This window comes from Arsukibacterium sp. MJ3, assembly GCF_000987765.1.
In the GTDB taxonomy this organism is placed as follows: Bacteria; Pseudomonadota; Gammaproteobacteria; order Enterobacterales; family Alteromonadaceae; genus Alishewanella.
Genome location: NZ_LAHP01000007.1, coordinates 88638 through 110626, shown reverse-complemented (window position 1 = coordinate 110626; position 21989 = coordinate 88638). Strand labels below are relative to the sequence as shown.

General features: G+C 42.8%; 18 protein-coding genes. 6 read left to right on the top strand and 12 right to left on the bottom strand.

Annotation, left to right across the window (positions count from 1 at the left end; translation table 11 throughout):
- Positions 1 to 24: 24 nt before the first annotated feature.
- The gene (locus VT06_RS07320; protein ID WP_052750191.1) at positions 25 to 1257 is read right to left on the bottom strand and encodes a glycosyltransferase; all 1233 of its coding nucleotides are present in this window, start codon (positions 1255 to 1257) and stop codon (positions 25 to 27) included.
- Between the two features lie 111 nt (positions 1258 to 1368).
- Here VT06_RS07320 and VT06_RS07315 point away from each other — a divergent pair, with 111 nt between their 5' ends.
- The 6 genes from VT06_RS07315 (at position 1369) to VT06_RS07290 (ending at position 7380) form a co-directional block, all read left to right on the top strand.
- Positions 1369 to 2070 carry a tetratricopeptide repeat protein gene (locus tag VT06_RS07315; RefSeq protein ID WP_161795038.1) on the top strand — a complete coding sequence of 234 codons (702 nt, stop codon included), beginning with the start codon at positions 1369 to 1371 and terminating at the stop codon, positions 2068 to 2070.
- A 296-nt stretch (positions 2071 to 2366) separates the two neighbouring features.
- Entirely contained in the window at positions 2367 to 3086 is a 720-nt protein-coding gene (locus VT06_RS07310) for a Stf0 family sulfotransferase (protein ID WP_052750190.1), read from the top strand.
- 129 nt (positions 3087 to 3215) lie between these two features.
- Complete coding sequence (locus VT06_RS07305; protein WP_046553628.1) at positions 3216 to 4373, top strand: sugar-transfer associated ATP-grasp domain-containing protein; 1158 nt, start codon at positions 3216 to 3218, stop codon at positions 4371 to 4373.
- A gap of 50 nt (positions 4374 to 4423) precedes the next feature.
- Positions 4424 to 5095 carry a hypothetical protein gene (locus VT06_RS07300; RefSeq protein ID WP_152658991.1) on the top strand — a complete coding sequence of 224 codons (672 nt, stop codon included), beginning with the start codon at positions 4424 to 4426 and terminating at the stop codon, positions 5093 to 5095.
- Positions 5092 to 6291, top strand: coding sequence for a hypothetical protein (locus VT06_RS07295; protein WP_046553626.1), 1200 nt, complete (start codon positions 5092 to 5094; stop codon positions 6289 to 6291). The genes VT06_RS07300 and VT06_RS07295 overlap by 4 nt, the downstream gene beginning before the upstream one ends.
- A 21-nt stretch (positions 6292 to 6312) precedes the next feature.
- Entirely contained in the window at positions 6313 to 7380 is a 1068-nt protein-coding gene (locus VT06_RS07290) for a sugar-transfer associated ATP-grasp domain-containing protein (RefSeq protein WP_046553625.1), read from the top strand.
- Positions 7381 to 7465: 85 nt separating this feature from the next.
- On the opposite strand, the gene VT06_RS07285 is transcribed toward VT06_RS07290, so the two are convergent.
- The 11 genes from VT06_RS07285 to asnB form a co-directional block, all read right to left on the bottom strand.
- Complete coding sequence (locus tag VT06_RS07285; protein ID WP_046553624.1) at positions 7466 to 8488, bottom strand: polysaccharide deacetylase family protein; 1023 nt, start codon at positions 8486 to 8488, stop codon at positions 7466 to 7468.
- A 29-nt stretch (positions 8489 to 8517) separates the two neighbouring features.
- Positions 8518 to 9960: a lipopolysaccharide biosynthesis protein gene (locus VT06_RS07280; protein WP_161795037.1), complete on the bottom strand. Its 1443-nt coding sequence runs from the start codon at positions 9958 to 9960 to the stop codon at positions 8518 to 8520.
- A 188-nt stretch (positions 9961 to 10148) separates the two neighbouring features.
- The gene (locus VT06_RS07275; RefSeq protein ID WP_046553622.1) at positions 10149 to 11594 is read right to left on the bottom strand and encodes a polysaccharide lyase; all 1446 of its coding nucleotides are present in this window, start codon (positions 11592 to 11594) and stop codon (positions 10149 to 10151) included.
- Positions 11569 to 12921: a phenylacetate--CoA ligase family protein gene (locus VT06_RS07270; RefSeq protein WP_046553621.1), complete on the bottom strand. Its 1353-nt coding sequence runs from the start codon at positions 12919 to 12921 to the stop codon at positions 11569 to 11571. The genes VT06_RS07275 and VT06_RS07270 overlap by 26 nt, the downstream gene beginning before the upstream one ends.
- Entirely contained in the window at positions 12914 to 14239 is a 1326-nt protein-coding gene (locus VT06_RS07265; RefSeq protein ID WP_046553620.1) for a putative O-glycosylation ligase, exosortase A system-associated, read from the bottom strand. Before VT06_RS07265 ends, VT06_RS07270 begins: the two co-directional genes overlap by 8 nt.
- Positions 14232 to 15338, bottom strand: a complete 1107-nt coding sequence (locus tag VT06_RS07260) for a glycosyltransferase family 4 protein (protein WP_052750189.1) — start codon at positions 15336 to 15338, stop codon at positions 14232 to 14234. Before VT06_RS07260 ends, VT06_RS07265 begins: the two co-directional genes overlap by 8 nt.
- A complete protein-coding gene (locus VT06_RS07255) occupies positions 15325 to 16548 on the bottom strand; it encodes a TIGR04063 family PEP-CTERM/XrtA system glycosyltransferase (RefSeq protein WP_046553619.1) in 1224 nt (407 codons plus the stop codon). Before VT06_RS07255 ends, VT06_RS07260 begins: the two co-directional genes overlap by 14 nt.
- Position 16549: 1 nt before the next feature.
- Positions 16550 to 17536 carry a hypothetical protein gene (locus VT06_RS18440; RefSeq protein ID WP_200897933.1) on the bottom strand — a complete coding sequence of 329 codons (987 nt, stop codon included), beginning with the start codon at positions 17534 to 17536 and terminating at the stop codon, positions 16550 to 16552.
- The gene (locus tag VT06_RS07245; protein WP_046553617.1) at positions 17533 to 18849 is read right to left on the bottom strand and encodes a nucleotide sugar dehydrogenase; all 1317 of its coding nucleotides are present in this window, start codon (positions 18847 to 18849) and stop codon (positions 17533 to 17535) included. The genes VT06_RS18440 and VT06_RS07245 overlap by 4 nt, the downstream gene beginning before the upstream one ends.
- On the bottom strand, positions 18850 to 20073 hold the full coding sequence (locus VT06_RS07240; protein WP_046553616.1) for a TIGR03087 family PEP-CTERM/XrtA system glycosyltransferase: 1224 nt from the start codon (positions 20071 to 20073) through the stop codon (positions 18850 to 18852). It lies immediately after the preceding gene.
- Complete coding sequence (gene asnB, locus VT06_RS07235) at positions 20070 to 21989, bottom strand: asparagine synthase (glutamine-hydrolyzing) (protein ID WP_046553615.1); 1920 nt, start codon at positions 21987 to 21989, stop codon at positions 20070 to 20072. The genes VT06_RS07240 and asnB overlap by 4 nt, the downstream gene beginning before the upstream one ends.

Sequence of the window (21989 nt, the reverse complement as noted above, 5' to 3'; positions counted from 1 at the left end):
AAAAATCCTTTTAAACCCTTTCGTTTACAACTGTAATATTAATTGCCTAAATCGTTCTGCCTGATGTGTTCGTGAGAAGGTAATAATTTTCTCATTGGATAAATACCTATATTGGCTGTTCTTTAGATTGTCTAATAAATTGCTAATAGCAATGCTTATCTTTGTAGTGTCGTCTAATGCTGCCAATTCTGCCACACGCGATTGCATTATTAAGTGTGCTGTATCGCCAGCGGCATCTGTCAGAGCCAAAATAGGCTTTTTTGCCCGAATGTATTCATATGCCTTGGCGGGCGTTTGGTAATTACAATTACTCGCCTGCATTAGTAGTAATGCATCTGCAGAAAGCATTTCTTCTAATGCCTCTACATAGTTTAACGCGGGTGCTAGTGTTATAACATCTTCTATTGCCAGCTGTTGCAGCATTGGTTTAAACAATGCATCGTGGCCTGTGTTACGCAGCACAACATGCAGTTTTTTGCTCAATTGAGAATGATGTTTTTTCAATGTTGCGATAGCATTGAAAAAAGGCACAGGGTCACGTTCAGAAGGGTAAATAGTGCCGCTATGTAATAATTTTACCCTGGTATCTGTTTTTACTGGTTGAACATTATTTGCCATAGCAAATAACGTTTCGTCGTAGCCATTGGGTAATACTTGCCATACATTTTCAGCTACTTCAGGATAGCGCTGTTTATATAGCTGAAGTGCTCCAGGGCTGGTGAATATTATGTGCTTACAATGCTTTGCTGCCTTTTTTTCTATCCAACTAAACAGCTTTCGTAACCTTGGGTTTGATGGGTAGTCATCTTGCAGCATTGGGTCACGAAAATCTGCAATCCAAGGCACACCGGTAAGCTTATATAAAAAATATGCAATGAAATGGGCAGACGCGATGGGATAGGTGCTGATCAATACATCGGGTCGCTGTTTTCTGATTTGCAAAAGCCCACGAAAAACGCCGCCTAAAATCCAGCTTTGCCAGCGGTCAGGTAAAGCCATCCAGCTAAAATATTTATTTTTAAACGAAAAATGGAAAGCAGTATCTCTGGCAAAGCAGCGTATTACCTTTATCGCCGAGGGTATCAAAGATAAATTTTTATCATCTGATTGTTTATACGCTTTAGTAGAGACTGTCAGAACTGCAACATCATCACCTTGTTCAGCAAAATAACGGGTAAACGCCAATGTACGGTGCACACCACTACTTATCTGTATCGGTGGAAAATGGAATGCAATATATAAAATGTGTTTTTTCACAAACTTTCCCTGTTCGCGCATCGAATATGAGTATTTAAACGTTTTGCCAAGGTTAATGCAACTGTTGCGTATGTGTCATTGACTTGCATAATTAATGAGCTAGACTAGATTTTGTTAGAAATTTGCAAAAGTCTGCTCGCTTTAGTAAAGGATTACACTATGTCGTATCGATCTATTACGCTTGCTGTGGTATTAATTTTTTCTGCTTTTTTCAGTAATGCTGCTCCGCGTAACAACTTTAACTGTGGTATTGAGCCTGGACAGCCTTTAACCAACCCTTATGGCCCATATGACGCTATAAAGCCTTCTGATGCTGCAAAATTGCCGATAGTGCTTCGTGCGCATTTCACCACAGATGTTGAACGATTAATCAGAGGAAGCACAGGCTCAATTATGGGCGATATCGACTATACCCTCAGAGCTATTCCAAATCATCATCGTGCCTTGGCAGCTATGGCAAAATATCAGCGTCGTGAAAAAGTTAAGCTTCAAGAGCGTGATAAATTTTATACCGCGCATTGTTATTTCAACAGAGCAATTTATTTCAGCCCAAAAGATGTAACGGCAAGAATGCTTTATGCAATGCATTTGCATCTTACCGGCGGGTTAGATGCGTCCCTTAACCAATATCAGCAAGCTTTAGAGCTAGCCCCTGATTATGCCGAGCTTAATTACAACTTTGGCTTATTGTTGGTAGATCTTAAGCAGTACGAGGAAGCACTGTTAGTAGCTGAAAAAGCCTATTCGTCTGGTTATCCATTACCGGGGTTGAAAAATAAGCTTTTGGCGGTTGGTTTTAAACTTTCTGAATAAGCATCACAAGCCTGTCAAGATTTAGCATACTAAACGATTTATTTAAATTGTCTACATGATTGCTAGTTGAGTATTGGTGCTTGCAGCATACTTTTAATATGGCCAACCCATACAGTCTATTCGAATTTTTGAAATGAATTTAATTTAAAATTTTCTCAATGTTAGCACTTTTAATAACAAAGGATGTTCGAATGTTTTTATATGAAGACCAGTTTTCAGAAAGTCATGATTTTCCTACGTTAGAGCAGCCAGTAAAGACATTAATAATTGCTTCGACAGCGAGATGCTGAAGCCATATGTTGGGGCATGCTTTACATAACACCGGCAGCTTCGGATTCCCGTTAGAATATGCTAACCCTGCTAATTTAGCTGAGTGGAAGAAACGGTTGCATATTGATAATTTAAAAGACGTAATTAAAGAGATTGAGAAAAGAAGACCGTCTCCAAATGGTGTTTTTGCAATAAAAATCCATTATTCTCATATATACATTTTTGGTGGATTTAGTAAATTAACTGAGCTATTTCCCAATGCATACTTCCTACTCTTATCAAGAGAATACGTATTAAAACAAGCTGTTTCTCTATCCATCGCGAGTCAAACAGGCGTTTGGATTTCTGGTCAAAAATCTGTGAATGAAAATCCGGTCTATAGCTTTAAACATATTTATAGCTGTCTGCGTGAGACGATTCTGGACAATTCATCCTGGCGGTATAGTTTAGCGGCCAGCAAAAGTAACTATTTAGAGTTTAATTTTGATGATGTACGAAATAACATAGTGCAGAGCATTGAAAAAATAGCAAACTTTACAGGTGTTGATATTAATACCTCTGATATACCTTCACTTCCTGTAACAAAGAAACAAAGTAACAGCATTAATAAAGAATGGTTAGTAAGGTATGTTTCTGACTTTAACAAATCTGCTGAGCTAATCGATATCAAAATGTTTGCTAGGAAAAGTTTTGTGAAACAAAGCGTTAATAGGCTTTTGGAAATACTGAAAAACAGAATGCAGTAAGTTGCTAGATTCTTCTTTAAAGTGAATTTTGAATCCGGTGTTTTTCAAGGTAGTTGTCACTCTTTACTCTGAAATTTCCTAGATGTAAAAAATAGTTTATTAATTCACTTAGGCTGGAGGTACTGCAAGATGACTAAATTTTTTAGCAAGATTAAGTTGGCTTTTTCGAACGCGTATTTTGTAAAGCAGGAAAAGAACCGAGGTTATATTGCACAGCTACTTGACGTGGTAGTCCTTTATCGCCTGAACCCCACCTGTAATATTTTTGATTATTATAATTATCAGGTATACAATTCTGCGCGAGGTTCCTCGTTCTACTATGAATTGGTTGGTGAAGGTGCACAAGAAGCTTTTAACCGCAGTTTGAATCCGCGTAATGCTGTCGCGCCTGCATGGGACAAATTACTATTTGCAGTGTTATGTAATGCTTACAATATTCGCACTACGGAAATTTTGGCAATTTATAAGCCAACGGGTATAGTTCCAAGCTTTGTAAAAAACCACCTCACCGATATGTCACAGCTTAAAGCGTATCTGCAAAGTGAAAAAGGGCCAATTTTTGTAAAACCCGTTAAAGGCTCTTTAGGGCAAGGTGCTTTTTATATTGCTGGCGTAGATAAGAACTGCAATTATGTTATTGATAAATGTGGTGACTTAATAAGCTTTGGTGATTTTATTAGCAAAACTATTGACCTGGCTGTCTCACACCGATATCAGCCAAAAGCCGGTGTTTTATTGCAGCGCCCTGTGGTCCAGCACACTGCTATTACTGACTTTACCCAAACTAGCACTCCATCGGGTTTACGTATATTAGTTCTTAACACTGGTGCGGGACCTTATATTCACCGAGTAACCTGGAAAATTATTACATCGAACAACTTTAGCGATAATTTTAGCAAAGGCAAGCATGGTAATATGTTATCGATGGTTGATCCGAATACAGGGAAAGTGAGTGATGCTGTTAATAATTATTGGCCAACTACTAAGCTCCACCAGAAACATCCATTATCGGGGAATGATTTCAGTGGTTTTATCCTGCCATTATGGCAGCAGGTTAAAGCGGAAGTGCTTAGAGCATCTTCAATGATAAATGATATGAGGGCAATGCATTGGGACCTCATAATTAGCGAGCAAGGCGCTATATTCCTTGAGCTTAATGATTTGGGTGGCACTAATATACTGCAGTTGCATGGTAAAGGGCTGATCGATCAAGAGCTTAAAAAGGTGATGAAAGAAATCGCAGCATTACAAAAAGGTAGCCCTTTTGCACGATTCATACTAAGTTGATTTTGTGTTATTTTTTTGGGTGGTCTGAGCAAAGGTTGGGAACTCATATCTTGATAAAATATTCGTCAGAGTGGTTTTTATTCCACTTTAAAAACAACGATATTTCACGTTGGCTGGCAAGCAGTGCCTCTTTCTATTTACTGGCAATGACAAAAGATTCCTGCCGGCCATTTGAAACAAGCCTGCCGTTTAAAATTAATCAGTGGCAGGACATGGCGTTTTTCGAAGAGACAGAAAGTTGGCACAACAAACAGAATTTTTTAAAAATAATGAGCGAGAAGGAGCGAAACGGTGAAAACTGTGTCACGCTGGTGCTTAATAACCAACTGGCTTTTGTAAACTTTTTTGGTTTGAATTCGAAACAAAGCTTGTTTAGTGATGTTGGCATTAAGGTAGTGTATCCGGCAAATACTGCTACCCAGTATTCGGCTTATATTCATCCTCAGCACCGGGGCAAAGGCATCTACCAACTTGGCAAAAAGTTTGTTTCTAATTATCTGTTCGAAAGTACCAACACCAGACTTTATGTTGGTGCTGTAAGATCCGACAACAGAGCTGCGCATAAAGGTCAAATAGCTTCAGGCCTGCATAGTGTTGCTCGTTTAGAGCGAAGCTGCCTTTTTGGTAATGTCACTAAAAACGTTTTTGAGCTTCATCCGAATTATAAGTTGGTGGCTGTTGAAGGTGAGCCAGCTAGTTGGCGATTAGAGTTAATCGAATGAAAATACCTGTATTTGTACCTGATGCGCATGCCCGCGCCTGTATTGCTGCGATAAGATCTTTAGGTCGTGCCGGTTACGAGGTGCATGCTGGATCTTCAGACTATAATGCATTAGGCCTGAAATCAAAATTTGCAGATCACTCTGTAGTGTATCCCTCATATGATGATTCAACCTTTATTGAATGGATGAGAGATTATATTGCTCGCCACAATATACAAATGATTGTTCCAACTTCTGGAATTTTATGGGCTTTAAAGCCGGTATTTAATGAATTTAAACCTTTACTTCCCGTTGGTACAGATGAAGAAACTGTCTTTGACTGCTTTAGTAAGACAACGGTTGTGAATAAATTTATTAATGCAGATTCAAAATTTGGCCTTATGAAAAATCATCCCCGATCTTCGGTAGTAAATTTAACTGAACCTTTTGATCCAGACGTGTTACCTGGCTCAAAAACGGGATATTACATAAAAGCTGAAAAACTTCGAACATGTGGAGCTGAATCAGCCTGCTCATTTCTATTTACTGAAACAAGCGAAGAAGCCTTTGCAGCGCTCACCTTAATGTCAACGAACTGGGAATATGCGCTGGTTCAGGAGGCATGCAGTGGCTTTCAAATTGGTGTGTCAGTGTTTATGGACAATGGTAAAGCGTTGGCAGTGTCTTGCGTTCGCGATTGCCATCCACTGCCACATAGCCGGGGCACCATGTCTTTGCGGGAAAGTTGTTGGTTGCCGGAGGTTGCAGAGGATACGATAAAACGACTTTCCTATTTAAACTGGCAGGGCTGTGCCATGGGAGAGTACCGGTATGATGAGCAGACAAAAACTTTTAATTTAATAGAAATTAACTTTCGGTATTGGCAATACCTGCATCTTGATTTATGGGCAGGGATGGATTACCCACTAATGCAAGCTCAGTGGTTTTTAGACGGTAAATCGAATTTTGAGAATAAGCCAAAGCTAAATGTGGTTTGCCGTGATACCTGGCCTGGTGAAGTTGCGCATTTGGTGAATGAGTGGCGCAGGAAAGATGTAAACTATTCTGCCAAGGCGCGAAGCTTTTTAATGTTTTTTGCGCGGGGTTTAAACCCGAATATTCACAGTGATTTCTGGTTTCCGGGAGATCGGGCTTTATATTTAAAAAATTTTATTAGATATATTGGCAGTGAATTTAAAAATATTTTTCAACGTTGAAAAACACAAGGAGTGACCATCGTGCTTGAATTTACAGATCAGTTAACCAAAACATTAAAATGGAAATTAATGCTTATTCAGTTTGCCCACCAAGCCTCATTAAGCTCGAAAACCAACCGCTATTCTGGTTATTTCAGTCGGCTTTTTCAGTATTATCAGCTGTACCGGGAGCATGGTTTTCTTCCCGATGAAGTGATAAAGCTCAATCTTCTTGATCATCAAGGTAATATTTCTGATTCTTACGTCAGTAAAAGTTATATGACAAGCCGACAGCAAGTGCTTAACCCTCCGTCTTTTCAGGTTATTACGGAAGATAAAGCATTGTTTTATTCCTATTGTATGCATATGAATATTCCGGTGCCAAAACTGCTTGGGTTTTTTTTTAAAAATGCTCCGGGGGTGCAGTGGGGTAAGCATGCGCTGGCTGGTAAGGCTGAGTGGGCTGATTTTTTTGAGAACCATTGTCCTGAGGAGTTTGTAATTAAAGCCAGCCTGGGGGTTTATGGTGATGGTATCTACTTTGTTGATAAAACGCTGAAGTTCTCCGGGGAAAAACTTTTTAATACTCTGAATAGCCATCCTAAATTTAATTCATTTGTGGTACAGCACTGTTTAAAAAATCACCCGGGTATTATGCAGATTAATCCTAAACGAGGGTTGCAAACGTTCAGAGTTATTACTTATATCGACAGTAAGAATAATGTAAAAATAATTAGAGCTTACTTTAAACCAATCGTTGGCAGTAATAGGGTGGATAATCATAAAAGCGGGCTAACCGGTAATTTGCTTTGCTCAATTGATCTGTCGACGGGAAAATTAAAGCAGCCTATTTTACTGACCTCAGATGGCCCCGTTCATATTTCACAGCACCCAGATACAGGCGCAGTGTTAGAAGGCGCTTTGGTTCCTTTATGGGATGAAATGTCTGAAATAGCAAAAGCTACTGCACTAAAGTTTTTGCCATTACGCTCTATCGGCTGGGATATCGCAGTGACGACAGATGGCATTCAAATTATCGAGGGTAACTCGCGCTGGGATCCACTTAAATTTGGTGACTTTGGCAAAAACAATTCGATTTTTATAGATTAAGTATTAGTGTTGATACGAAAGCTAAAAAGTAGAAAATAACCAAAACCAATTAATTTTAGGCTAATTTTGGAAGGCACCTAATATATTATTGGTTTAACGTATTATCTGGTTTTAAAAAACTAGTGCCCAGTCGTAGCAGCGTCATTAAGCCTGTTAGCTCAGCCTCAAACTCCAGCTCGCTAATATTATCGTTATCAACTAATCTTGGCAACGTAAGTAATTCCTTTTTTATATTTACTAGACTATTTTCAGTAGTAGTTGCAGTTTTTATTTCCATATCTGCTAATAGTTTGACTTGTTCGGGTCGATATCTACCACTAGGGAAGCAGAAGTGCCGAGCCTGTTTACCCGTAAGCTTAGCAATATATTGCTTGTTATGTATTAACTCTGACTCTGTATTGGCTAAATTTATTTTACAAAATCTATGACGATGAGTATGAAGTTCAATCGATAAACCCTCTGCGGCCAGAGCAGTTACTTTTTCAGGCGCAAGAAACATTAATTTACCATTTTGCTGCCACTGGCTAAGATCTTCACCAAAGCAGTCAGCTAGTTCCTGAAGTATAGCTTGCTCGTAGGATGCCCCTAGCTTTACTGAAAGACTTAGCAGATTCTCAATATCTAATTGCGTTTCCGCTGTGTAGGGCGTTAAGCTACTATTTTCAGTAAGGATGAAAGGAGTCCTATGTTTCCAAAATAAATAACAGACAGCCAGATTAAATACCGGCCGCTGATTTTCAACAAAATAAGTACATAAATACAAGGTTGCTTTAAAATTATGTTTCCTCAGAGATGGCAAGATGCCTTGCTCAATTGCCGCCCAGCCATCATCGATAGTGATCACTAAAGTATCATTTAGGTACTGCCCCGTTTGCTGTTGCCGGTATAGCTCGTCTAGTGATACCGGCTGGTAACCCCATTTAGCAACTAGTGTCATACGCCTGGCAAAGGTGCTGCTGCGCATAAATACCCCAGGTGAAAATAGGTGCTCATCATCAACTGATATTCCGTGATAACACAATATTCGCGGACGCTTGGTGGTAATCTTTTTTGCAAGCCAGAACATTCCTAGCCATTTTAATAGTAATAAAATAAAGGTTTTTTTCATAGTTGCTGTCTTTTATATAACTATATTGATTAGGGTAGTGGGCCAGTGGTAGCTGGCGGAAATCCTTTTACATTCAACCGGCTAAAAATATTATGCTCAAAGCCCTCAGGATAGCCCTGCAGGTGCCAGATAACTAGGGTAACCATGCCGTAACTGATTACGCCGGTCAGGGTTTCCAGCAAAAGCTGTAGCAGCGGGATAGATAAATTTGTGGTTATTTGCACTGTCCACACTGCTAGCGCCATTAGTAAGCCTGCTGACACAGGGCGAATAAAAGCAGTTAATAGAGCGATTACTGGTAATTTTAAAAAACGCATAACTGCCGCTTGTACAATTAATACCATTAACAAAGTGGAGCCTAGCCTGGCCTCGCCAATACCAATTAAACCATGGTATTGCAGCAGCGGAATAAACAAGGCAAAAAATACCAGTAACCTACTGAAGTTAATAATAAAGGAAATATGCGGCTTACCAGCGGCTAAATACACATAGCTATTATTTGAGGTAATACTAAAAAACATATTAGACAGCGCCAGTAGTTGCAATAGAGGTATCATGCTTAACCATTGCTGGCCTAGTAACACCGGCACCAGTAATGGTGCAACCATGGCAATGCCAATTGAAGTAGGAATGGTTAGGCTGGCGGTTAAGGCAGCGGTATTTAAGTATGCTTTTCTTAGTTCAACTGGGTTATCTTGAAAACGCGAGTAAACTGGGAAAGTCGCTACATTGATAGGCACTGCAATATGGCTGCTAGGTAACTGGCCAATTTCTTTACTCATTGACAATAAGCCAAGCGATGCGGGTGATAGTGCCTTGCCGACGACCAATTGGCTGACTTTATCGTTAATAAAATTTACAATGTTATTTAATAGTAACCAACGAGAAAACTTAAACAATTTGTTAAATGATCTAAAACACACACGTGGCCGAAACGGATGCATAATATAGCTATATACCATTACTACCAGTTGGTTAGAGAGTACCCCAAACACCAGTGCCCAGTAATTTCTAAGGGTAAAAGCCAACGCTAACGTTACCCCAAAACTAATTATTTTTGGCACCAATTGCAGTTGCAGTACTTTACGAAAATTAAGGTTACGATGAAAATCGATAACACTGATATTGTGAAAACCCGACAGCACACTAACAAAAGCCAGCACATAAAGTACACTCTGCAGCCGTGGGTCGGCATAAAAGCTCGCCACCAGCGGCGCAATTAATGCCAGGCTTATTGCTGCAACAAAACCAAACAGCACATTAAAAGTCCAGGCGCTGTTATAGTCATCGAGAGTATTGGTTTTTTGCTGAATTAAGGCGGTACCCAGCGCTAAGGCACCAAATAGCTCTATAAAAGCGTAAATTGCCACGGTAATGGCGACTACGCCAAAGTCTTCCGGGGTAAGTAAGCGGGCTAAAAACAGTGAGCTAACAATACCAATTGATTTAATACTTAGGCGGGTAATTAGCATAAAAACAGAACCAGAATAGACTTTATTTTGGTTCTGTTTATGTTGCTCTTGGCTTTCCTGTCCGGGCGAGGAGGGCATTACTAAAGTCCATTTTAACGAGGGTAATTACAAAACGTTTTATATCAATAAACGGTTAAAATAGCCAGCAGCCAGCGCTAACTTAGTAAAAACAAACACATTGCCAAGCGCTATTCTGTGGCGAGGATAATATTGTCAATATACAGCTCCATTTGCTTAATAGGTTTGGCGGTACCGCCATGGTAGAAGTTTAGCCATAGCCGTTCTATTTTTAGCTGGTCGGTATCGCGAAAGCGGATATTGGTTTGCTCGAACACCTGTTGCTGATTTATCCAGGCTTTAAGCACGCCATCTTGCTTAGTCGGTGTATTAAGTTTGACATACTGGGTTATCCGATACCATTTGCCAGGGGCTATCGGGTCGCGACTCAAATTCCAATACATGGTAGCACCATGGTTTTGGCCGTTATCGGGGTAATAGCTATAGAAACCCAGTGGGGTAGAATTATTAAATTTATCGTCGCTGCTTACAGTATCACCAAATTGGCCGCGGGCCGACCAACCGTTAGTACCATCGGCTGAGCGGCCACCCCAGCCAGCTCTATTGTAAGTGCCGGCTAAGCCAGGAAACTTACCACCGCCTTTGGTGGCCCGCCAGTTATCGGCTAAAAATAAATCATATTGAAAATACAGCGCCTCAGGCTCTTCGGCTAACAGTGATTTAAGTAGTAATACCAGGTTTAATGCCAGGTTTTGCTCTGGGTTAAATTCAACTTTAAGGGCGTAATCTTCTGGTCGGTTGGGGGCTGCTACCCGTTCAACCCGGCTGCGCCGGTCCAGAATGCTCCATTTGTCTTCCCAGTTGCGACTGGAAAAATCTTCAGTGAATATAATTTTTTTATCGGTAAAATCGGTTAACACGCTGACGGGTTGTCGTTGCTGCGCCAGCCAAAACACACCAATATCGCTGGCCCCATATTGTTTTTTGACAATAAGTTGTAATTCAGCTGCCTCGATGTGTTCATTTAACGCCAGCTTTGGCATATCGAAACGCAATAGGCCAACATTTTGAGAACCTACTTTAAGGTTTTTACTTTCGCCTAAAGAACGAACCGTGCTGCTGTCCAGAAAACTATCCATTAATGCAATCGTTTTTAGAGTGTTTCCGGCTGACGTGGTAATGATTAAAGTTGGTGCTTTATTATTATCAGACTCTTTACTATGAAAATTAGTGGTTCCTGTGCTCTCAATACCCTGCAGCAGTATGTCTATAGTCGGTTGCCCAGAACCAGCTATACTTTTTACCAAGGTAGTTACCTGCCAGTTCACAAGCTGATTCTTTTGCACATGATTGATTTGCTGGCGTGCAAATGGGTGCTTACCTAGAAATAACATATTGGAATCAACCCAGGCGCCCATTTGCTCCGACGGCCAGCTGATATAAGCTGCAGCATAGCTATAACTTCGACTAGCACCTTCAAATTGTTTATTACCCTCATGCCAGTCGATGGCAATAATATTGTCTTGCGTTAACGGGGCCGCCAATACATTGCCTGGCAATAGCAGGCATATTGCTGTCAGGTAGCTAAGGTTAATGCGCCAGTTTAGATTCCACATAACGATGTTTTCCATTTGGCAGGCTGGCGATATTGGCCAGATGCTGCAGGGTGATAGTGCAGTCGTTTCCAAGGCGTTGCTGAAACTGCTTAATAATATACTGTGTAAGTTCGCTGCTCAGCGGTGCGCCAGTGACGAGCTGAACTTCTACCTCGGTTAATGCATGCTGGATAATTTTAAATTGTTTGATTTCAGTTAGGTCACGCAGTACATAAATAAGTGCCAAGGCATGCAGTTTGTCACCAGCAGTGGTTAGCATAAAGTCAGTGGTGCGGCCATTAACTTGCGCTAACACCGGTAAGCCACGACCGCAGCTGCAGGGTTCAGTCGCAAGTTGGCCGATATCACCGGTACGGTACCTTACAAAAGGAAATGCCTGGGTTTGCAGGTGAGTAATAACAATTTCGCCACTTTCGCCAAGCGGCACGACTTTATCATCGTCGCCAATAATTTCGACAATAATATCTTCAGCACTAATGTGTAAACTGCCGGCAGGGCATTGATGGGCAATAAAGCCGGCATCACGGGCGCCATAACCATTGGCAACCGGGCACTGAAATACCCGCTCAATAACGGCACGCTGATGTGCAAATAACATTTCAGAGGTAACAAAAACCACTTTAACGGCCAGCTGGCTAAGGTTAAGCTGCCGGGCTTCAGCCGCCAGCGCTAACTGATGAATAACCGACGGGTAACCGAACAGCATTTTTGGCTTTAACTGTTGCAGCTGCCGCAGGTATGCGTCGATATGGGCCGGGGTAAATTCAAAGGCAGGTAGCAAATATGAGCGAAATAAGCCGTCACGAATTTTTTTAAAGCGGTCTTGTTTTCCCAGCTCTATCGGTGAGCCCCATAGCACTACTTCTGGGTCGCCAATATCTACATCCCACCAGCGGGTTGCCCGTAATTTGGCAGCAACGTCGTGGCTTACCCGTGCTTTACCCATATAAAAAATAAGCGGCACGCCACTGGAGCCCCCGGTATTGTAGCGCTGCAGCTGTTCTTGCGGTTGGCTACACAGTGTCTGCTGATTATCGGTAATGCGCTGTTTAGTTAGAAAGGGTAATTTAGCTAAGTCGGCAGCGGTAGTAATATCACTGGCTTTTAGATTATTCGCGGCAAAAAGTTGTTGGTAATACGGTGAATGCTGGCTAATGTTAGCAACAAACACCTGCAGTCGTTGCTGTTGTATGGTGTTTATCTGCTCGGGGCTTAACCATTGGCTTTTTTCCAGCCGGGCTAACATGTTATACGTAGTATGGCTTTTTAAACGCTCATGCAGCGGGAATAATATGTTACTAATCAGTTTGGTATATACGTTAGTCATAGTTGCCCCCTAGTTGCACTTTAATAATAGCCGAATTGGTGCGGGCACTGCTTTGCTGCCGTTTTTCGGCGGCCAGCTGTTTTTTTACCACCAACTGTAACGCGACTATTGTAATAACCAAGTGATAGGGTAAATCGAAGTAGGCTAAACCTAAAAAGGCACCGCCAGTAGCATAGGCAATTAAACTGCACTGCAGCATTTTTGCCAGTAATGCCGCCCATTGCAAATCTTCGCGTTTACCACTTAGCGTAATAGTATGCTTAGCGCTTCGCCAACTGCTAAAATAAATAGCCAGCCAGAGGAAAAAGCCAATAAAACCATGATGGCCCATAATCTGAAAATAAATGCTGTGTGAATCATGTATACGGTTTGGTTCGGGAGCATAAAGATAAAAATGCTCCCGCTTAAAACCATTTAAACCACCGCCAAATGGTCGGTGTTTTGCCATATTAAAGGCCATTTCCCAAGAATTAAAGCGGCCTTGTACTGATGTGTCGTAACTTTCCCGATCGGGTTCGATAATGGTTTCCATTCTGTCATGCCAGCGATCGGGCATAAACTGATACACCACCGGTGTCGCTAGTATAATGGCTAGCGCGATTGCCAGTTTATTCGGGCCTTTTAACCAGAGAAAAAAGCCAACACAAACACAGGCTACCAGCCCGCCTCGGCTTTGAGTTCCCAACGCTGCTAATACGCATAAACCCATGGCGGCCAAAAAGCCTAACTTTAGCCAGCGCTGGTTAGCGGGTACCAAATAACGTAAGTAAAATAAGATGGGTATTATGATTAGCAGGGTCAATGCTAATTCGTTGTTGCCAAAAAAGAAACCGCCAGTGGGTCCCCAAACCCGGCCGCCGCCGGCAGTCATAATGGTATAAATGCCGCCTTTAACACCATAAAAAGTAATGCTTAACGCCACTACCCACAATGCCTGTTCAATCCGCTGCCGGCTGGTCAGTAATGCTAAAATAACCAGTGTAAAAAACTGGATTGTCATGATTTTTTCGAATTGCGAAATGGCATAAGCGTCTTTCACGTTCATTATAAAGGTGATAAACATCCAGATATTGAACAGTAGTAAAAATATGATAGGGCTGCTAAATGGAATACGCTTTGGCTCTTTACTAAATAAATAACTTACCAAGAGTACCATGCCAATGATGGCCGCTACTGGCAGAGTTTGTATAAAACCCCAGCCCATGCGGTGCGGTACCATGTAACTTATCCAGCACCATACCAACACACCAATAAAAGGTCGGCGTAAAATAAACGGAATACTGCCGACAATAAGCAGAAAAATGACTATGTCACGCATTGATATGTCCACATTCTTGGTATAACTGCAACCAGTTTGGTATTACTTCGGCTGGTAAATACTGATTCACTTTTTGCCGGGCTGCGCCTGCTAATTTTTCGGTGAGTTGTGGCTGTTTTACCAAGGACATAACGGCTGCCGCCATTTCTTGCTCTGCAGCCACCGGCACTAATAAGGCATCATGTTGGTCTTTAACCATATAAGGAATACCGCCGACATTTGTTGAGACTATTAACACCTGCGCGGCCATTGCCTCCAGCAGTGAGTTTGGCATGTTGTCGGCAGTGCTGGGGTTAAGCATGATGTCAGCGCTGGCATACAACTTAGCCATTTCGGTCCGGTTGAGCTGGCCACAAAAACTGACGCTATCGGCTAGCTGCAACTGAGCAACTAAAGCCAGCAGCGTTGCATATTCTGGCCCACTGCCGGCAATAGTCAGCCGGGCTTGTGGCAATTGGCTAATAATAAGCGCAAAGGCCCGGATGGCGGTAGCAACGTCGTAAATAGCTTCTAAATTACGGGTAACCACCAGATGGGGTGCTAATGCTAAGCTGGTCTTAAGTTTGCCATAAAAAATACCAGTATCGACAATGTTGGGAATGATATGACAGCTAAGCTGGTATTGCTGAAAAACGGTTTGCAAAAATGCGCTTGGGGTGACAATAACTGCTGCTTTTTTTAGCGTTGGCAACACCCAACGGTGTTGTGTTTTTAAAAAATTTGCTGCCAGACCGCCGCGATAGTTAACAATAACCGGCACTTTATGCCAATGCGCCAGCCAGATAGCCGGTGCTGCAAATAAATGCCAGGCCCAGCCAGAATTTGCCATGAGGTGGACTACGTCAGTGTGTTTAAACGCTTTATGCAATTGCCAAAAGTAAGGAATTAAACGAAATAGTGCGCGCACCAGCGGTATTTTACCAACCCACTGTGGGTTATAAGCAGGGTTTACCGCGACTAAACTGGCATTAACCTGCTCTGAATTGTTTAGTAACTGTAATAATTGTGCCGTTTGCATTGCCATGCCACCAGCTGGTGGTGGAATTGGCCCAACCAGGGTAACGTTAATGCGTTGAGGCAGGTGATTATTTTTTAGCACTAAGCACCTGCTGATAAACCGGCATTATAGCCGCAACAGTATGTTGCCAGGTGCGCTCTGCAGCGACAAAGTTACGGCCATTTTGTTTTATTCTGGGCCAGTCATCACGGTTAGTAAGCAATTGTGCCAGCACTACCGCCAACTGATCTGGGTTGTCTGGCTCGAATAAAATTCCGGTGTCGTTGTGACGAATAAGCTCGCGATGCCCGCCAATGTCTGAGGCAACCACTAAACCTTGTTGTGCCATGGCCTCTAATGGCTTTAGTGGCGTGACCATTTCGGTAAGCCTGATAGCCTGGCGAGGGTAAACAAACATATCGACCAAGCTGTAATAGCGGCTGATGGTATTATGTTCAACCCGGCCAGTGAAAATAACCGCACTATTAATATTTAATGCTGTGGCCTGCGCTTTAAGGGCGGCTTCCTGCAAACCACCGCCCACCAGTAATAGCCGTAAATTTGGGTGCTGTGGTAGTAATTTTGCAAAAGCATCCAGCAGAATATGCAGCCCCTCGTAGCGATAAAATGAGCCAAGAAAGCCCAATACGGTTTTCCCCTGAAGCTTTAAACTGGCTTCTAATTGCGGGTCTTTAGCGGTTACCGGACTAAAGGCGCTAATATCAACAGCATTAGCAACGATAGCAATGCGCGCTTTATTCACGCCCCATTGCGCTATTTGCGTAGCAAGCCCCTGGCAGATGGTTACTACATAATCAGCACTACGCAGCGCCTTTTTCTCCAGCCATTGGCCTATTTTGTAACGTAAATCACCTTCTTTACAACTGCCATGACTTACGGCAGCGTCTTCCCAAGATGCGCGCATTTCGTAGACCAGCGGAATATTAAACCGTTTGGCTACTCTGGCAGCAGCCAGCGCATTAAGAGAAGGGGAGTGCGCATGAATAATATCGGGCCTTTGCTGCTTCACCATACTAGTAAGCTGTTGCTCTAGCTGGCGCATCACGTCCAGCTGATTTAACACTGGCAGTTTTGCCAGCCAACCTGGCTTAGTTCGGTAGAAGGTTAAACCGGCTACCTGCTCCGGGTTGGGGCCGGCTAAATAATGTTTGCTGCTGGTTAGCTGGCGGGTAGTAATATTTAATTGCTGTTGCTGCTGCAAAATAGCCAGGCTGCGAAAAGCATATCCGCTGTGTAGTGGCACCGAGTGATCAAACACATGTAATACTTGTAACGGTCCTTGTTCAGCCATGCTAAGTCCTTGAGCGTCGACGAATAATTAAAGTGATTAACATTGCCAGTAACATGATAAACAGCAACACCTGATAAAAAAATAAAAACCACAGCATTATCTTTAGACGTTGCATGGTGTTTATCATATGCAAGTTATCAGGTTCTGCTATTGCCATTAGTTGTGGGAACTGCCCAATAAGAATGGCGACCATTTGTTCGAGGTGCGGCGATAGGGTGGCTGCCAGCTTAATTAGTGGCTGCCTGTCGTAGCTAATGTTGTCATTGGCCCACCAAAGATAAAACTGATGCCGGCCATTGTAATAATAATCCAGCGCTTGGGCGTCGTCTTTAAAGCCAAAGGCTTTATCTGATAATCTGGTCAGATTTATTTTGGTTCTGTCGACAATAAGTTGCTGTTTAAATTCTAGTACCGACATTGGCTGTTGTTGCTGATCCACCGGATAAAAGCCATTAAAAACATCTAACATAAGCCAGCGCTGAGTGTGCTGGTCCCATATTTCGTTTATGGCATGGCCATGTCCACCAAAACCATCAAACGCCAGCGCCCACTCCCTGACGGGTATGTTTAGCGCATGGCCAAACACATTAATTACTTCGGTATAGTCGGCGCAGTAACCGCGTTGTTGTTGAATTTGCGCTAAGGTGGTGCTGATATCGGCCTGAATAGCGCCACCAAGGCGGCGCTGATCCAGGTTTAATACAGCGGCTTGCTGCAACATCGTAGCTAATGGCTGTGCATTGGCTTGTGGTGTAATAATAACCTTACTAATGGCCGCAGGCAGTGGGGCTGACTCTTGTCGGAAATTTGTGGGGTAGTTATCACCAGGCCACTGGCTTTGTTCAATGCTTATCACATTAAACACCATAGCATTGCGTAGCCGCACCAACTCAGTACCACTGTGGAATTTCGCAATTAATAGCAATAGTGGCAATATCATCATGGCTATTAGCAGCAGGCAACTGTGCCAACTTACTAACCTGTTCACCAGCATAACCCGATATAACGGCCTGATACCTCTGCGGCTTGTTTTAAATGAACCAAATCAATAAGGGTATGTTCTGAGGTTAGGCCAGCCAATACCTGTTCAATAATGTGTTTGTCATTTAAGCCAAGTACAATAACTTTATTATTTGCCAGCAATTGATCGATGTCGTTGGTCATTAACTGACCAATGTGTGGTATTGACTCTTCAATAAAACGTTTGTTGGCACCAAGCAGCCTAGATAAATTGACTTCAGGATCAAAAATACTTAACTGCATGCCTTTACCAATTAGGTACTCTGCTAAATCAACCAGTGGGCTTTCGCGCAAGTCGTCGGTACCAGACTTAAAGCTAAGGCCGACTAAGCCGATATCCCTTATACCAAGAGCAAGAATTTTCTTACCCGCTTGCTGAAAATGTATTTGATTTGATGCTAACACCTGCGACAACATCGGAATTTCAATATCTGCTTGTTTGGCGACATATTGCATTGCCCTTAAGTCTTTTGGTAAGCAGGAGCCACCAAAGGCAAAGCCAGGTTTTAAATAAGCGGCTGAGATATTTAGTTGTTTATCGGCACAAATTAAATCCATTACTTTAAATGGGTCGACTGACAGGCCTTCGCATAGCCTTGCTACTTCATTAGCAAAAGTAATTTTTAAGGCATGAAAAATATTACAGAAATACTTTAGCGTTTCTGCAGTTTTAACATCGGTACGGTGATATTGTCCTGGTAAATGACCAAATAGCCGTTGCATTTGCAGATGAGCCGCTTCGTTATTCGCACCAACTATAGTAAAAGGCGGGTTGTCGTAATCTTTTATTGAACTGCCCTCGCGCAAAAACTCTGGTTGAAAACAGATATCAAAATCGATGCCATCCTGCTTACCAGAATATTGTTCTAACAGGCTTTTTAAGCTACCTTCTACCGTGCCTGGTAACAGGGTCGAGCGAAAAACAATAGTGTGGCGGCTGGTTTTGCCTGCCAGTGCTTTACCAAGTTGCTCGGCTAAACGTAATACCGCAGTTTGATCCTGACTGCCGTTAGTTTGCGAAGGTGTACCAACACAGATAAAAGACACTTCGCTGTTATCGATAGCATGCTGCATGTCTTGTGTAACACTTACCCGGCCGCTGGCAGCCATGGTTGCCATTAATTCAGACATACCTTCTTCGATAACGGGGGACTGACCACTTTTTATTAAATCCAGTTTTACCTGATCAATATCGACGCCGATAACTTGATTACCATCTCTAGCGAGACAAGCCAGGGATACGGCACCCACATAACCTAAACCAAAAATACTAATATTCATTTATTGCACTTCCCTTTGTGTCAGCTGCTTTTCCTGATGTAAGTTTATACATTTTCGCACGATAATGTCTAACTGTTGCATTGATAAATGCCATTGATGATGGGTAAGCATTCGTTGTCGGCCAGCATCTGCTAATTGTTGGCGATATGTTTGATCGCGCATCAACTTTACTAACGAACTGGCATATTCTGTTGGGGTGTCGGCAATTAAAAAATGCTGATTGGCAACAGCATCAATCCCGCCTGCCGCTTGACTGCTGCTAACTACAGGTACTGCCATGGCCATGGCTTCTAAAATTTTGTTTTGCGTTCCTCTGGCAATATTCAGTGGTGCTACCATTGCTGCAGTATTAACAATATATGGCCTGACATCAGGTACTGATCCAGTGACAATTACGCCAGGTAAATTAGCCAATGCCTTAATAGCCGGGGTAGGCTCAGCGCCAACAATATACAGTTTTACATCCGGTATTTGTTCACGGATTAATGGCAGAGTTTGCTGGCAAAATTGCAGCATGGCTTCTTGATTTGGGTAGTAATCCATTCGGCCAATAAAAGAAATACTGTGCTGCTCGTAAGGTGCCGTGCCAGGGGTGAAGTAATCGGTGTCTACTCCGTTCGGAAACCAGGCAGAAGGTACCCCGGTATTGTAGCTTTCTAAGGTGGCCAGTTCCGCTTTAGTGGTGCAGCTACATAGGTCAAAACTGTGCGCCAAACGCTTTTCAGCATGTAGCATTTTTTTGCCTTCTAAGTAATATCCCAAACTGAGCGGAAAGGGCTTAAAAGCTCGATAGGTCAGCCATTTCTGCGAGTCCATATCACCGAAATCGAGCAATTTTGGAACGCCGGTAACATTAGCAACATACTGCGCTACTGAAGAGCAATGCACAAAAATCAGATCAAATTTATGCTCTGCTAGCAGGCTTTGAATGTGATTGTGAAGATCCTGGCTATAGAAATAGCCCATTGATGATGGCGTAATTAATGGCAGGCGCAAGATCATGCGGGCAAATTGCACCGGTTCTTTCACTACTGCCGCATAATAGTGATGACAATGCTCTTTAATTCCTTCACCTTCTGCTGCTTCTGCCGGATTGCGGGCTAACGATGCCACATAAACCTGGTGACCTTGCTGGTTGAAATGACGAATCATATTAAACGGGCGGATTTTCCCGCCACGTTTAGGCGGAAAGGGAAAACGGTGACAAACATATAATATTTTCATAACGACGTCCTGATTGTCTCTGAAATGTGTTCGGCGCTCTGTTTATCTAAATACAGGCGACACCAGATCTCCAGGTTCATTAGTGCTAACAAGTGATCGGTATGATCTTCCTGTTGGCTAAAATGCTGACTAAGCGTTTGTTCAATAATTGCCCAGTTCAGTAAACCACGTTGCTCAACGGTTTCGCGATTAACAAATAACCGCAACATTGCCGCTAATTCCTGCTTTAACCAGGCACCCAGTGGTGCACCAAAGCCCCGTTTCGGTCGGTCGAGGATGCTGGCGGGCAGAATATCGCTAAGAGACTCTTTTAGCAGATGTTTTAATCGGCCGTTCTTCATGGTGAGACTTTGTGGGATTTTTACTGCCAGTTCAACCAGTTTGTGATCCAAAAACGGTACCCGACATTCCAGCGAAGTAGCCATGGTCATTTTGTCAGTGAGCAGTAAAAGATCATCGGGCAGTTGGCTTTGCCGATCGGTGTCAAACATACGCCATAAGCCTTCGCTGGCGTGACTGTTTTGGTAACGCTGTTTTATGATGTTCTGTGATATGTTGCTATAAAGTAATTGCCCGGTTTGTTGCTGGCTGAATACCTGCATATAGCGCTGGTAGCGTTCGGCATCATCAAGTTCTGCTGATTGAATAAAAGCTTTGGTTAACCTTAGCGTGTTGAGCAAGCGAGAATGACGATCACTGGGCAGTTTGCCCGCCAGGGGCACTAATAATTTCTGCCGTAACCAGGTTGGTAGACGCCGGTATTTTTGTAAGTAGTGCTCACCAAGGTAACGGCGATAGCCACCGAATAGTTCATCACCGCCAACACCGGATAAAATGACGGTTACCTCTTTATGGGCGAATTCTGACACCAAATAAGTGGTAATAAAGGCACTATCGGCAATTGGTTCGTCCATATGCCAGAGTAATTTAGGTAACAGGCTAACCACATCGGGTTTAACCAGTATTTCCCGGTGCTCAGTGCCAAATTGCTCTGCAACGGCACGGGCATAGGGTAGCTCATTATAAAAGTTGCCGGCATCGCCGGTATCAAAACCAATGGCATAGGTTTGTACTGGCCCTTTGCTGTGTTTTGACATTAAGGCCACTATGGCGCTGGAGTCAACACCACCAGATAAAAAAGCACCAATCGGCACGTCGCTGACCATTTGCATAGCGACGGAGCTCTCAAGCTGAGTGCGTATTTGTCTTGTCCAATTCTGCTCGCTAAGCTGTTCGGCCTGGGTAAAGTCAGGTTGCCAGTATTGCTGCTGCTGGATACCTTTGTCGTTAATCAGTAAATAGCTGGCAACTTCCAGTTTTTGAATGCCTTTGAACATAGAATAGGGTGCTGGTACATAGCCTAACTGCAGATATTGCTCTAATGCTTCAGGGCAAACTTCAGCATTAATACCCGGTAGTGCCAAAATAGCTTTACTCTCTGTAGAAAAAGCCAGGAAACCATCATGCTGACATAGATATAATGGTTTAATACCAAGTCTATCGCGTGCAATTAATAATTGCTGGCGGTTTTTATCCCACAGTGCAAAAGCAAACATACCGTTTAAATGACTAAGGCAGTCAACACCATACTGCTGATATAATGCCAGAATAACTTCAACATCTGATTGAGTTTTAAAGTTATAGTTATCTGCTAGTTGGGCGCGTAGCTCACGGTAATTATAGATCTCACCGTTGCATACCAATACCAGGCTGCCATCCTCATTACTAATGGGTTGTTGTCCACCCGCTATATCAATTACTGACAGCCTGCGCATGCCAAGGGCAATGTTATCAGCAAGGTAAGTGCCACTATCATCCGGGCCACGATGCGCGGTGACATCGCCCATTAAATCAAGCCACTGCTCAGGAAATTGTTTTGGACGTTGCAGTGCCACAACACCATGTATGCCACACAT

Bases quoted from the DNA above. Each gene is read 5' to 3' on its own strand.
- VT06_RS07310 (WP_052750190.1), top strand. From the start codon at position 2,367: ATGTTGGGGCATGCTTTACATAACACCGGCAGCTTCGGATTCCCGTTA.
- VT06_RS07305 (WP_046553628.1), top strand. From the start codon at position 3,216: ATGACTAAATTTTTTAGCAAGATTAAGTTGGCTTTTTCGAACGCGTAT.
- VT06_RS07295 (WP_046553626.1), top strand. From the start codon at position 5,092: ATGAAAATACCTGTATTTGTACCTGATGCGCATGCCCGCGCCTGTATT.
- VT06_RS07285 (WP_046553624.1), bottom strand. From the start codon at position 8,488: ATGAAAAAAACCTTTATTTTATTACTATTAAAATGGCTAGGAATGTTC.
- VT06_RS07280 (WP_161795037.1), bottom strand. From the start codon at position 9,960: ATGCTAATTACCCGCCTAAGTATTAAATCAATTGGTATTGTTAGCTCA.
- VT06_RS07275 (WP_046553622.1), bottom strand. From the start codon at position 11,594: ATGTGGAATCTAAACTGGCGCATTAACCTTAGCTACCTGACAGCAATA.
- VT06_RS07270 (WP_046553621.1), bottom strand. From the start codon at position 12,921: ATGACTAACGTATATACCAAACTGATTAGTAACATATTATTCCCGCTG.
- VT06_RS07265 (WP_046553620.1), bottom strand. From the start codon at position 14,239: ATGCGTGACATAGTCATTTTTCTGCTTATTGTCGGCAGTATTCCGTTT.
- VT06_RS07255 (WP_046553619.1), bottom strand. From the start codon at position 16,548: ATGGCTGAACAAGGACCGTTACAAGTATTACATGTGTTTGATCACTCG.
- VT06_RS07245 (WP_046553617.1), bottom strand. From the start codon at position 18,849: ATGAATATTAGTATTTTTGGTTTAGGTTATGTGGGTGCCGTATCCCTG.
- VT06_RS07240 (WP_046553616.1), bottom strand. From the start codon at position 20,073: ATGAAAATATTATATGTTTGTCACCGTTTTCCCTTTCCGCCTAAACGT.
- asnB (WP_046553615.1), bottom strand. From the start codon at position 21,989: ATGTGTGGCATACATGGTGTTGTGGCACTGCAACGTCCAAAACAATTT.